We start from the raw sequence: 11,728 nt of genomic DNA on the forward strand, positions 1-11,728 counted from the left end.
GGTGGGGAAGGGGACGGTGGGCGGTGCGTCATGGATGACGTCCCGATTGCCCCTGCTCCCAAGCATCACGGAGGCGTCGGCACTGAGTGCCTCGCGGCTTGGCGTGAGGCTGGCGGCCATCGAACAGGTGAGCGCGGTGGCGGTGGTGGAGGACGGGGTCGTCATCAGCCTCGCGCCCAACGCGGTGGCCATGGTGGCGTCGGGCTCGGATGGCATCCAGGGAGACCCGGATGGGACGGTGCATCACATCTGCACGGACAAGAACCCCGTGTCCGAGGCGGAAGGCGGTCCGTGGACGCCTCGTTTCGAAGTCATCTTCGAGAAGGCAGGCATGTCGCTGAAGAACGATAGGGCGAACCAGATTCGCATCCGTGGGCATGAAGGGCCTCATCCCGCGGCGTACCATCGGGAGGTGTTTCGACGGGTGCGGGATGCGACCAACACATGCACTACCGTTGAGAGCTGTCGTCAGGCCCTGACCCGGGAACTCCGGCGGATTGCGCGGGAACTCTCCACGCGTGGGAGTAGGTTACGGCGGCTGCTGACCGAGGACTGAGGAAAGACGTGGTGCCTTCGATGCGGTATTTCGACCTGGAGCAGGACCTGTACATTCCCGGCCTCTGGTACTTGGGCACCCCTGTCGACGGCCGGGGCCAGGAGGTAGGCAGTTGGCTCTTCTCGCAAGGCACGCCCGCGACCGTGGAAGGGCCGTTGCGAGTCGGAATCTACCGTCCCGGCACGCATCTCGACTTTTCCCTCGCGGACGCTGGAGTCATCCCAGTCGTCCACCCGCGCGTGGCGTCCGTGTTCACCGCGCTCGCACCGGGAGACATCCAGGCGTACCCCATCGAAGTCGAGGGTCAACCCGAGCCCTACGTCCTCATCAATGTCATCCGCCTGGTGGACTGCATCGACGACCAGGCCTCGGAGTACGTGGAGCGCTGGATCCCCGAGGACGAGAACGACCAGCCCGAGCGGGCCGGCCAATATCGCAACGTCGTCGGCATGCGCATCGACAAGTCCCGCGTGGGCGACGCCAAGGTCTTCCGACCCTGGGGCTGGCCGGTGGTCCTCGTCGTCTCCGAGGACATCAAGGACGCCCTGGAGCGCACGGGCGCCACCGGTCTGAAGTTCACGGAGGTGTAGTCCGCTCCGGACCTCACGGCGCCGACTGCGTGCTCACCCGGGCCTTCTCCGCCGGAATCAGCTCCTCCCGCCGCAGCAGCAGCCGGGCGTCGTTCTTGGGAAGGATGCGGAGCTGGAAGCGCCGACGGAGTGTGCCCTCCTCCTTGAACACATCCTTGTCGCTGACGAGCAGCAGCGCCGTGGGCACCACGTACCGCGCGGAGCGGTTGCCGTAGTAGTGCACCACCACGTGGTACGGCCCCGGCGCCGCCTTGCGAGCGTGGTACAGCTCCGGCCCCAGGCCATCGGTGACGTCCCAGTAGAGCTGCCCGCCCAGCCGCGTCGTCTTGTTCCGGTAGTCGCACCGCTCACCATCCGGCTCGATGACCCACAGGTCGATGTCCGTGCTGTCCGAGTTCCAGTGCGTCGTGAGCTGGTAATCGATGGCCGCCCGTGACACGCGCCCGGGCACCACCTCGTGCTCACCGCCCTTCTTCTCCAGTTCCCCCAACCGTCCGCGCAGCACGGAAGCCACCGGTTCCGCGCGAGGATGGCGCATCAGCGCCCACAGCATCCGCGTGTAGTGGAACCCCGCCACCGTCTGTATCTCGGTCTGGTGCCGGTTCCAGGTGCGGGCGAGGACGATTTCGTAGTTCCTCGCCGCCTCCGCGTAGCGTCCCGCCGCGTCCAGCGCGAGCGCCTCCTCCAGGAAGGCCTGCCCCTCGAACGGCCGGTTCAGCCGAACGTGCTCGAACAGCTCCACCGCCGCGGGGTACTGCCCCATGGCCAGCAGCCCATAGCCCACCAGCCGCAGTGCCTCCGCGTCCTTTGGCCGCAGCTCCACCGGCGAGGACAGCGCCCGCAGCGCGCCCCACGTGTCGCCGGAGAACGCACGCCTGCGCGCCACGGCCTCGTACACCATCACGTCGTCCTTGTTCGCGCGGCGAGCCTGGAGGTACGTCTGCTCGGCCTGGAGCCGTGCGTCACCACCGGCGTATGGGTCGTCGCGCAGCGGCTGGCGCTTGAGCAGAGGAGACAGCGCGGCCCGGTGCGCCTCCAGCCCGCGCACCACCGCCAGGCCGGACTCCAGCACCCCGTCCAGCGCGATGCCCTGCAGCTTGTCGCGGCGCTGGTCCTCCTCTCGCCGGCGCAGCGCCTCCAGGTCGGTCAGCTCCACGCGCTCATCGTTGATGGAGTAGCGCCGGTAGTCTCCCTCGGACTCCAGCACGAGCATGGACGCCCGCGCGTTCGCCAGCCGGTAGTGCTGGCTCAGCGCCACCACCATCCGGTCCAGCCGCTCGTCGTCCAGCGCCACCAGCCGTCCCACGAACAGCTCCGCCCACGCGCGCGGGGCGAAGGCGCTGTCCTGCTCCCTCGGCAGCGGCATGCTCAGCACGCGCTCCTCACCCCCGGCGCGCGTCACCACCTCCAGCGTCGCGGCCCCGTCCTCGGGGAGCCGCCCGGCCACTTGCAGCTCCTGGCCCGGGAAGACGAGGTGCGGCCGTCCCGCGACGACCAGGTCCTTCACGCCCGTACCCTTCACCTCCACGCGCTCCAGCACGACGGCGGCGGCGCGGTGCGCCCGGGCCGCCGCGTCCACCTCCGAGCCGGACAGCACGTTCACCACCCGGCCCCGGCTCGCCCGGGCCAGCGCGTCGAACAGGTCCGTGTTCACCGCCGCCTCGCCGAAGCGGTACGTCACCCAGCGCAGCGTCTCCACGCTGCGGTGGCGCGAGACGAGCGACTCCACGGTGCTCTGCCCCCACGTGGCGTTGCCATCGGACAGCAGGAAGGCCGTGACGCGCTCGCCCGCGTTCGCCGGCTTGAGCCATGCGTCGCCCGCCCGGTCCAGCTCCGTCAGCATGCCGTCCACGTGGGACGCGCCCTCCAGGAAGACGCGCTCCAATTCGGCGAAGGTCTGCTGCCGGTGAGCGGCGTCATTGGGACGCCACGCCGCCGCGTGCAGCCAGCGCGGGCGCACGTCGAAGAGGAGCACCGCGTACTCCTTCAGCGTGGAGTCCTTCTCCAGGAGGGCCCGCAGGGTGGCGGCCTGGAGCGCCCACGCATTGCCGTCCTCGATGGACAGCGACGTGTCCACCACCAGCACGGCGCGGCCGGTGGCGGGGCCCTCGGCCTCCGAGGTGAGCCGCGCCGGCAGCCGCACGCGCGCATGGAAGGCCTGGCCGGACAGGCCCGCCGGGTCCCTCCCCACCAGCACGTCCGCGTCCGCCTGTTTCGGAGTGAGCGCCGCGGCGAGCGCACCGTCCCCCCGCAGCTTCGGGAAGTCATACGCTCGCCACGAACCCAGGGCACGGGGCGCGGCGGGCTCGGGCTGCACCGTCACCTCACCGGCGTGGCGAGGGTCCACGTGCAGGCGCGCGGACACCTGGACGTCCTTGCCGGCCCCCGCGGGCAGCGGCCACGTGTAGCGCAGGCGCTCGCCATCGAAGAGCAGTGTCTGCTCGTACGCGATGACCACGCGCTTGAGGGACTTCGGAGGCAGCGGGAAGACGCGGGCGCTGAAGGTGGACGCACCGGCCCACTCCAGCAGCGCCGGGTCCACGTTGTTGCGGACGATTTCCTCGTACACCTCGCGGGCGCGCTTCTGCTCCACGACGCGGGCCTCCTGGCGCTCGCCCCAGGAGCGCGGAGCGCCCTTGGGACTGGGAGGCGCCGACGCGCCCAGCTCCTCCACCCGGGCCGAGTCCTCGCCCAGGGGCGGCAGCAGGTCCGTGGACTGGAAGAGGGAAGGGCCGGTGACGGCCACGGCGCCCGAGTAGAGCGCGAAGCCCGCGACGGCCGCGCCGCCAGGCAGCGGATAGTAGAAGGTGCCTTCAAGGTTGCGGTTCGTGTCGTTCTCGAAGAGGTGGTCCACCACCGTGCGGGCGCGCGAGCCCTGGATGTACGTCACCACGCGGACGGCGCGCGTCTTGAGCGGTTGGTAGCGGCCGTCCTCGCCCATGACGAGCACCTTGGCCGCGCGCGGGGCGGCCTCCACCTTGGGCAGCACCGGGGTGGGGAGGTCCTCGGGAGGCGCGGGCTTGCTCGGGTCCGCCTTCGCGGCCTCGCCGCCCTTGATGACCTGGATGATTTCCCGGCGCCTCTGCTCGAGCACCCGGCCCCGCTCCTCCTGGGTTCGGGCTTCGTAGGCCATGGCCTGGGCCCGTGCCCGGTCCTCCTCCCGTGCGGCCGCCGCTCGGGAGGACGGGGCCACGCGGCCGCCAATCACCCCACCCACCACGCCACCGACGACACCGCCCTGGATACCTCCGCCTTCCGTGGAGGGCGCTGGAGCCGCGGCCTGCGGCGGAGGCGGCGGCGGTGGTGCGGCCGCACCCGGGGCCGGCTCCATCGCGGCGAGCTGCGTCTCTCCGTCATGCGCCAGCTCCACGCCGTCGAGGTTCTCCGCGACCATTCCCTGTTCCGCCCGCCGCCGGGCAATCCCCTCGCGGCTCAGCTCGGCGACTTGCGCCTCGCTGAGCACCTCGGGGTCGGCGACGGAGTCACGCAGCTCCTCGAGGTCCACCTCTCCGGGGTCGACCTCGCCCGGCACCGTGGAAGGCGCCACGAGCCCGGCCTTCTCGAAGTCGGGGGACAGGGGCGCGCGGGCGGGAGCGGCGGGAGCGGCGGGCTTCGTGCCGGAATCCCGGTTGCAACCGCAGACGGCGAGGCACGCCAGCAGCACGGCGGTGGACAGGCGCGTGAGGTGCATGGCGAAGGACGTTAGCCCAAACGTCTCCGCGCCCGCTCATGGCCCCCCGGCCGGGGTGGAAGGTACCCCGGCCGTCAGTGCTGCACCGCGAGGATGCGGCGCCCGGCCACGTCCACCGCGTACGTCGCCCCCATGTCCAGGATGGGGTCCTTCTTCTCGCAGACACCGGGCCGCAGGGTGATTTGCACGAAGGTGATGCCCTCGGGGCCGGGGGCGGCGGCCACGTCATAGGACTCGCGCTGGTACAGGCAGCGTTCCTCCTCGGTGGCGCCCTTGTGGGGCGTCACGTCCAGGGGCAGGAAGTCCGCGAGCGCCAGCTCCATGGCCGTCACCAGCCCGGCGGACAGGGTGGTGCGCGTGTCCGCCGGCAAATCCAGGGGGAACCGCACGCGTGCTGCTTCCTCGGGCGGAGCGCGGGGCGGACGGGAGGACCGCTGGAACAGCGCGCACGCTGGAAGCATCAGGCACAGGAGCAGGAGAAGTCCGCGTGTCATGGTGTCTCCCGGGCTATTCGCTGACTTCGGTGACGATGCCCGCGGCCTTGTGCTCGGGCTTGATGATGCCGATGCGCACCCAGCGCTGCTCCCGGCGCTCGTACAGCTCGCCGGGGCGCACCTCACCGACATACGGAACCAGCTTCATGACCCGGCACTTCGTGTCGAACTGGATGCGGATGCTGAAGCGCTGCCGGGCCTCCATCCGGTCCGCCGGGGACATGCGCGAGTCCGCCCACGGGTGGCTGTGGTAGTCCGCGAGCACCACCGTCTTCCCCCGCGCGTCGTCCACGAAGCGCGGCGGCTTGCACCGCTTCTCCCGCTCCGGAATGGCCTTGAGCAGCGGGCCCAGCGTGGACGGGAAGCTGGCGTGGTAGGTGCCGTTGCCCAGCGAGTAGATGGCGCCGCAGTACTCCTGCCCGTACTCCCGCCCCTGGGCGCGCGGCAGCCGCATGACGGCGGGGCAGAGCTGGTCAATCACCACGTCCACATCCGTTGACGGGGTGATGGCATCCCACGGGCCTCGCACCCAGACGAAGCCCTCCCGGTACCCATAGTCCGTGCCCTCGACGGGCCCCTCCGGAGTGCTGGCGCACGCCACCAGCCAGCCCGCCACGAAGGCCGCCACCCACTGACGTCTCATGCCTGCCCCCTGGAGCCGGGGGCCTGTCACGCATCAGCCCTCGCGCAACCATGCTAAACCTGAAAGAAGCGTGAGAATGGATTTTCTCGCATGATCTCGGTAGTGGCGCAAGACGGGTATTCCGTGACTTAGCATGTAGTCCTGGAGTGGGGAACGTTTCCCTCGGGAAGGCGTCCGTTTCCGGGCCCCGTCCGGACCTGGGGCCGGACCGGGAGAAACCCTCCAGGTTGCCCCCATATCATCCTACCCGCCGACGCCACTCCAGGATTTCGCACGGCCGCCCGCCCTGCGTTCGAGCGCCCCGGGCTTGTGGGTGGGCGAGTCCGTCCCAACCCTGAGCCGACGGAGGGAGCGGCATGAGCGGCCTTGCCATCAGCGACTACGCCCTGCTGTCGGACTGCCGCTCGGCGGCGCTGGTGAGCCGGATGGGCTCGGTGGACTGGCTGTGCTTCCCGCGCTTCGACGGCCCCTCCGTCTTCGCGCGGCTGCTGGATGCGAAGGCGGGGCACTTCTCGCTGCGGCCCGAGGGCGAGGCGCGCGCCAGCCGCCGCTACCGCGAGCGGACGCTCGTGCTGGAGACCACGTTCCAGACGCCCACGGGCACGGTGGTGGTGGTGGACGCGCTGGCCACGGGAAGTCACGAGCGCGGGCACGAGCTGGGCCGCGCCTCGCCGGGCGTCCTGCTTCGCCGGGTGACGTGCACGCACGGCCGGGTGACGATGCGCCTGGAGCTGAGCGCGAGGCCGGAGTACGGGCTCGTGTCGCCGTCCGTCCGCGAGGTGGAGGGCGGCGTGGCCTGCCGGGGCGGGGCGACGGCCCTGCTGCTCGCCGCCGCGGTGCCGCTGGACGTGGAGGGCCCGGACGTGCGGGCCACCTTCACGCTGGAGGCCGGCGAGTCCACGGGCTTCGCCGTGCAGCACCACGTCGCCTGGGACTCGCCGGTGGCGCTCTGGTCCCAGGAGAAGATTGCCCGCCGCCTGGAGGACACGATGGAGACGTGGCGCTCCTGGGCCGAGGAGCACCAGAGCTACGAGGGCCCGTGGCGGGAGCTGGTGCACCACAGCGGCCGGGTGCTGCAGGGGCTCATCTTCCAGCCCACCGGGGCCGTCATCGCCGCGCCCACCACGTCGCTGCCAGAGGCGCTGGGCGGCAAGCGCAACTGGGACTACCGCTACACCTGGATGCGCGACGCCAGCTTCGTCCTGGACGCGCTGTGGGTGGCCGCGTGCCCGGACGAGGCGGAGCGCTACTTCCAGTTCCTCGCCGAGTCCGCGCAGTCGCAGCTCGCCAATGGCGCGGAGCTGCAGGCCATGTTCGGCGTGGGCGGCGAGCACGACCTCACCGAGCGCGTGCTGAACCACCTCTCCGGCTGGCGGGGCAGCGCGCCGGTGCGCGTGGGGAACAACGCCTGGTCCCAGCGCCAGCTAGACGTCTACGGCGAGCTCTTGTGCTCGGTGCACCGGCTGGAGGACATGCTGGAGCGGATGGACGACACGTTCCACCGCTTCCTGGTGGACGCCGCGGAGGTGGCGGCGGCGCGCTGGAGGGAGAAGGACCGGGGCATCTGGGAGGTGCGCTGCGAGCCGCGCCACTTCGTGCACTCGAAGCTGATGTGCTGGGTGGCGCTGGACCGGGCCATCTCCCTGGCGGACAAGCTCGGCGCCGAATCGAAGGTGGAGCACTGGACGCGCACGCGCGAGGACATCCGCCGGGCGGTGCTGGAGGAGGGGTGGAACGAGCGCGTGGGGGCCTTCACGCAGTCCTTCGGCTCGGAGGTGCTGGACGCCGCGTGCCTGATGATTCCCATCACCGGCTTCCTGCCCGCGACGGACGCGCGGGTGCGCTCCACGGTGCGCGCCATCCAGGAGCACCTGATGGACCGCAACGGGCTGTTGCACCGCTACCGCATGGATGACGGCATCGAGGGAGACGAGGGCGCCTTCCTCCTGTGCACCTTCTGGCTGGCGCAGGTGCAGGCCATGGCGGGCGAGCTGGAGGCGGCCACCGTCACCTTCACGCGCGCGGCCTCCTTCGCCAACGACGTGGGCCTCCTGGCGGAGGAGGTGGACCCGGAGCGGCGCGAGGTGCTGGGCAACTTCCCGCAGGCCTTCAGCCACGTGGGCCTGGTGAACGCGGCGTGGGCCATCCACGAGGCGAGCCGGCGCTCCGGCCGCCCCATGGAAGTCACCGAGGTCTCGCCCTCCGCGGGGTGACGGACCGCACGGGCTTCACCAGAAACGCCACCACGGCTTCTTCGCGGCCGGAGCCGGAGGAGCGCTCGCCCGCGGGCTGGCGTCCGGGAGCCTCCGCCACGAGCGGATGACGGCGTCGGCCTCCTGGGCCAGCTCCTCGATGGGGAGATAGGGCGGTCCGCCGACGGCGACGCGGAAGACGGCGCCATCCGCGTCCGCGAGCCAGCGCGTGGCATTCGTCACCGGGCGGCCGCGCGCGAGGAAGCGGAGGTGGTTCGCCACGTGGGGCCTGCCGTCCAGCTCGGGGAGGACGTGGGTATCCATGGTGATGTCCGTCGCGCCCTCCTGGACCCACTCCTGGGCGTTCCGCCGCGCGAGGTTGACCAGGGCCTCGGCGCGGCCGGGCCCGGGAGGCAGGGTGTCCGGGCTGCGCCAGACGTCCAGCGTGCGGTTGTCCGAGGCGAGGAGGCGGACGAACATGGCGATGGAGCTGGAGAGCCCCACGTCCTCGGAAGGCACGGGCGTGTAGCGGGGCGGAGGCGTGATGGCGCAGCCCACGCCAGGGAGCTCGACCTCGCCCCGGGGAGGCGGCGGCATGGGGGCGAGCACCGCGAGGCCGCTCTGCTCCGGAGTCGTCAGCCAGGTCAGCGCGGCGCGCACGCGACTGAGGCTGTGCTCGGGAAAGCGCGCGTCCCATTCGGGGCTGTCATAGGCCCGCTGGCCGTGTCGCTTCATGAGCTCATCCGGGGGAACACCGGGCTCCTTCCTCATGAAGTCCGACAGCAGCGCCGTCTCCCGGTAGCCCGTGAAGCGCTCGCCGTGGCTGACCTTGAATTGGAACAGGCCGGAGGCGAGCGGAATCAGCAGGAGGCCCTCGACGATTTCCAGGCCGTGCTCGTAGGCGAGCCGGTAGAGCACGCGCAGGCAGGGGGCGCCGCCCACCTGGATGCGCTCGAGCGCGATGAGGGGAGACCAGCTCGGGTCGCTCGTGCGGGGCGGCAGGCGCGGGGTGCCGCCCATCACCGACGGGAGCATGTCGTACTGCCGCTGGAAGAGGAAGCGGACCTGGCGTTCGAAGTCGTCTCGGAGGACCGCGTCATCCTCGGGGCGCAGGCCGAGGCGAAAGGGGGTGAAGGCGAGGTGCCACGTCGTGTCGTCCGCCGTCCGTTCCAGGCCTGCGTAGACCTCGGCCTCGTCTTCGCGCTGGAAGCCGTCCCCCACGTCGAACTTCACGCCGAAGCTTCCGTCCCGCAGGCTTTCGAGGAGCATGGGGCGGGCAATGTACTTCAGTCCAGGTAGCCCCAGCGGTCCTCCTCGAAGACGTAGTACGGGCGGCCGAAGGGCATGACGTCGGTCCAGCCCAGCACGTGGCGCGTGGCCTCGGCGTCCACGTCGTAGGTGAAGCCGAAGTGCGGCCCGGCGAACTTCGCGGGCGGCAGGTCCGGCAGGAAGTCGGGGACGAGCTGCTCCAGCGTGTCGGGGAGGCGGCCGTGCTTCGCCTGGAAGGCGCGGCAGGCGGCGATGAGGACGTCCGCGTTCTTCCGGGCCCGCTCGCTCCCCGCGCGGTTGGGGCGGAGGACGAGCGCCAGCGTCAGCGCTCCGCCGACGAGGTTTCCGAGGGCCTGGCTCGCACCGCCGAGGAGCCGGTGGAGGGCCCCCTTCTTCGTGGACATGAGGCCTCCCGTGATGCCCGTGCTCCCAGGGGTGCGCAGGTTCCCTGGAAGGAGGGAGCCATCATGCCGGACATCAAAGACCCGCGGCGAATGATCGAGCCATCGGATGACGAGATGGAGCGCCAGGGCACCTACGAGGAAGAGGGACCCGGCCACACCCCCGGGTCCGCCGAGGGAGACGACGAGGAGGCGCCGCACCGGATGCATCCCTATGAGGACCCGGACAAGACGCCGGGCTCCGCGGAAGGGGACTGAGCACCCGTCAGGGCCGTCGTCCCGGAAGCGGGTGCCGGGACGGCGCTCAGACCTCCCGGGGCCCCGGCCGCTCGGCGGCCATGTCCATGCCCGTGGCGACCTCCGGGATGATGCCCAGGCGGACGTAGATGGGACGCACCCGCTCGCGCAATTCGGGCAGCTTCCGCCAGAACCACACCGCGCCCACGAGGCACATGGCGCCGTTGATGGCGAGCGTCGTGGGCGCGCCCAGGTGCGTCGCCAGCGTGCCGCCCAGCAGGCTGCCGAAGGGCGCGGTGCCCATGACGGACATCGTGTAGAAGCTCATCAGCCGCCCGCGCATCCGCTCCTCGACGATGGTCTGCAGGACGGTGTTGCTGGCCGCCGTCGTCACCATCATCCCGAAGCCGGTGAGCACCAGCGACACGAGCGACAGCGCCAGGTGCCGAGACAGCGAGAAGGCCAGCAGGCCCGCCCCGAAGAGCAGCGTGGTGACGAGGATGACGCCGCCCAGGCCTCGCACGGACCGGCGTGATGCCAGGAACCCCGCGCCCCCGAGCGCGCCCAGCCCCGCGGCGGCCATCAGGAAGCCCAGCGTGTTGGCCCCGCCGCCCAGCACCTGCGACGCCATCACCGGCATCAGCACGGTGAGAGGCATCCCCATCAGGCTCACCAGGGCCACCAGCCCCAGCAGGGCGCGCATGGGCGGGAAGTGGAAGGTGTGCTGGAAGCCCTCCTTCAATTCCGTGAGCACGTGCTGATGCCGCTGCACGCGGGGGCGCGGGGTGATGCGCATGGCCAGGAGCGAACCAATCACCGCGAGGTAGCTGATGCCGTCGATGAGGAAGCAGCCGCCCTCGCCCACCAGCGCGATGAGCGCTCCGGCCACGGACGGGCCCAGTAGCCGCGCCGCGTTGAACATGGACGAGTTGAGCGCGATGGCGTTGGGCAGGTCCGCGCGGTCCTCCACCATCTCCACCACGAAGGACTGCCGCCCCGGCATGTCGAAGGCGTTGATGAGCCCCTGGAAGACCATGAGCGCCGCGATGTGCCACACGGCGATGACGCCGGTGAGCGCGAGCGCCGCCAGCGCGAGGGACTGAATCATCGCCAGCACCTGCGTCACCACCAGCAGCCGGTGCCGGTTCCACCGGTCCACGAGGACGCCCGCGAAGGGGCCGAGGAGGAAGGTGGGAATCTGCCCGCAGAAGCTGATGACCCCCAGCAACATCGCCGAGCCCGTGAGCCGGTACACCAGCCAGGAGGTCGCCACCCGCGTCAGCCACGTGCCCACCAGGGACACGCTCTGCCCGGCGAAGAAGAGCCGGTAGTTGCGGTGGCCCAGGGCCCGAAGGAGGAATCTCCACCCGCCGCGTGGGGGCTGCTCCCCGGAAGCCCGTGTCTGCATCCGCTGCCTGCTCCTTTGCCTGGTTGCCGTCGCGGGCGGCCCCGCGGCGGGTGTGCTGCCGGAAACGTGGTCACCCGCGCGAAAGGCGGCGGAGTCTCGCCCGGAGGGCAGGCGGCCCTGTCTCTCCCCCGACACTCTACTTCCGCCCGGGGCCGCAGACGTGCCCCGCGAAGTGGCGCACCTGTTGCTCCGCCGCCGCTCCAGTGGGAGTTCGAGGGAGGGGTGGCGTGAGAAGGTGGACAGGAAG

10 protein-coding genes are annotated in these 11,728 nt (G+C 71.1%); 4 read left to right on the forward strand and 6 right to left on the reverse strand.

Annotated elements, in window-relative coordinates; genetic code table 11:
* Together HG543_RS45055 and HG543_RS45060 are read left to right on the forward strand one after the other, a co-directional pair.
* Positions 1-556, forward strand: a 556-nt coding sequence (locus HG543_RS45055) for an AHH domain-containing protein (protein WP_211194594.1), incomplete at its 5' end; no start/stop codon positions are given.
* Between the two features lie 20 nt (positions 557-576).
* Positions 577-1,146, forward strand: a complete 570-nt coding sequence (locus tag HG543_RS45060) for an imm11 family protein (protein ID WP_169351149.1) — start codon at positions 577-579, stop codon at positions 1,144-1,146.
* A gap of 13 nt (positions 1,147-1,159) precedes the next feature.
* On the opposite strand, the gene HG543_RS45065 is transcribed toward HG543_RS45060, so the two are convergent.
* The 3 genes from HG543_RS45065 to HG543_RS45075 form a co-directional block, all read right to left on the reverse strand.
* Complete coding sequence (locus HG543_RS45065) at positions 1,160-4,837, reverse strand: DUF2135 domain-containing protein (protein WP_169351141.1); 3,678 nt, start codon at positions 4,835-4,837, stop codon at positions 1,160-1,162.
* Positions 4,838-4,911: 74 nt separating this feature from the next.
* A complete protein-coding gene (locus HG543_RS45070; protein ID WP_169351142.1) occupies positions 4,912-5,331 on the reverse strand; it encodes a hypothetical protein in 420 nt (139 codons plus the stop codon).
* A gap of 13 nt (positions 5,332-5,344) precedes the next feature.
* Complete coding sequence (locus tag HG543_RS45075) at positions 5,345-5,974, reverse strand: MPN domain-containing protein (protein WP_169351143.1); 630 nt, start codon at positions 5,972-5,974, stop codon at positions 5,345-5,347.
* Between the two features lie 356 nt (positions 5,975-6,330).
* Between HG543_RS45075 and HG543_RS45080 the strand changes: the two genes are divergently transcribed.
* Positions 6,331-8,187 carry a glycoside hydrolase family 15 protein gene (locus HG543_RS45080; RefSeq protein ID WP_169351144.1) on the forward strand — a complete coding sequence of 619 codons (1,857 nt, stop codon included), beginning with the start codon at positions 6,331-6,333 and terminating at the stop codon, positions 8,185-8,187.
* 15 nt (positions 8,188-8,202) lie between these two features.
* On the opposite strand, the gene HG543_RS45085 is transcribed toward HG543_RS45080, so the two are convergent.
* Entirely contained in the window at positions 8,203-9,435 is a 1,233-nt protein-coding gene (locus tag HG543_RS45085) for a hypothetical protein (protein WP_169351145.1), read from the reverse strand.
* 17 nt (positions 9,436-9,452) lie between these two features.
* The gene (locus HG543_RS45090) at positions 9,453-9,839 is read right to left on the reverse strand and encodes a hypothetical protein (protein WP_169351146.1); all 387 of its coding nucleotides are present in this window, start codon (positions 9,837-9,839) and stop codon (positions 9,453-9,455) included.
* Positions 9,840-9,902: 63 nt separating this feature from the next.
* On the opposite strand from HG543_RS45090, the gene HG543_RS45095 reads away from it, so the two are divergent.
* The gene (locus HG543_RS45095; protein WP_169351147.1) at positions 9,903-10,094 is read left to right on the forward strand and encodes a hypothetical protein; all 192 of its coding nucleotides are present in this window, start codon (positions 9,903-9,905) and stop codon (positions 10,092-10,094) included.
* Positions 10,095-10,140: 46 nt separating this feature from the next.
* Here HG543_RS45095 and HG543_RS45100 read toward each other — a convergent pair whose 3' ends face one another.
* On the reverse strand, positions 10,141-11,481 hold the full coding sequence (locus HG543_RS45100; protein WP_169351148.1) for an MFS transporter: 1,341 nt from the start codon (positions 11,479-11,481) through the stop codon (positions 10,141-10,143).
* Positions 11,482-11,728 lie beyond the last annotated feature (247 nt).

Origin of the sequence: Pyxidicoccus fallax, assembly GCF_012933655.1 — a bacterium.
Classification (GTDB): Bacteria; Myxococcota; Myxococcia; order Myxococcales; family Myxococcaceae; genus Myxococcus; species Myxococcus fallax.

Bases quoted from the DNA above. Each gene is read 5' to 3' on its own strand.
- HG543_RS45065 (WP_169351141.1), bottom strand. From the start codon at position 4,837: ATGCACCTCACGCGCCTGTCCACCGCCGTGCTGCTGGCGTGCCTCGCC.
- HG543_RS45095 (WP_169351147.1), top strand. From the start codon at position 9,903: ATGCCGGACATCAAAGACCCGCGGCGAATGATCGAGCCATCGGATGAC.
- HG543_RS45085 (WP_169351145.1), bottom strand. From the start codon at position 9,435: ATGCTCCTCGAAAGCCTGCGGGACGGAAGCTTCGGCGTGAAGTTCGAC.
- HG543_RS45070 (WP_169351142.1), bottom strand. From the start codon at position 5,331: ATGACACGCGGACTTCTCCTGCTCCTGTGCCTGATGCTTCCAGCGTGC.
- HG543_RS45080 (WP_169351144.1), top strand. From the start codon at position 6,331: ATGAGCGGCCTTGCCATCAGCGACTACGCCCTGCTGTCGGACTGCCGC.
- HG543_RS45075 (WP_169351143.1), bottom strand. From the start codon at position 5,974: ATGAGACGTCAGTGGGTGGCGGCCTTCGTGGCGGGCTGGCTGGTGGCG.
- HG543_RS45060 (WP_169351149.1), top strand. From the start codon at position 577: ATGCGGTATTTCGACCTGGAGCAGGACCTGTACATTCCCGGCCTCTGG.
- HG543_RS45100 (WP_169351148.1), bottom strand. From the start codon at position 11,481: ATGCAGACACGGGCTTCCGGGGAGCAGCCCCCACGCGGCGGGTGGAGA.
- HG543_RS45090 (WP_169351146.1), bottom strand. From the start codon at position 9,839: ATGTCCACGAAGAAGGGGGCCCTCCACCGGCTCCTCGGCGGTGCGAGC.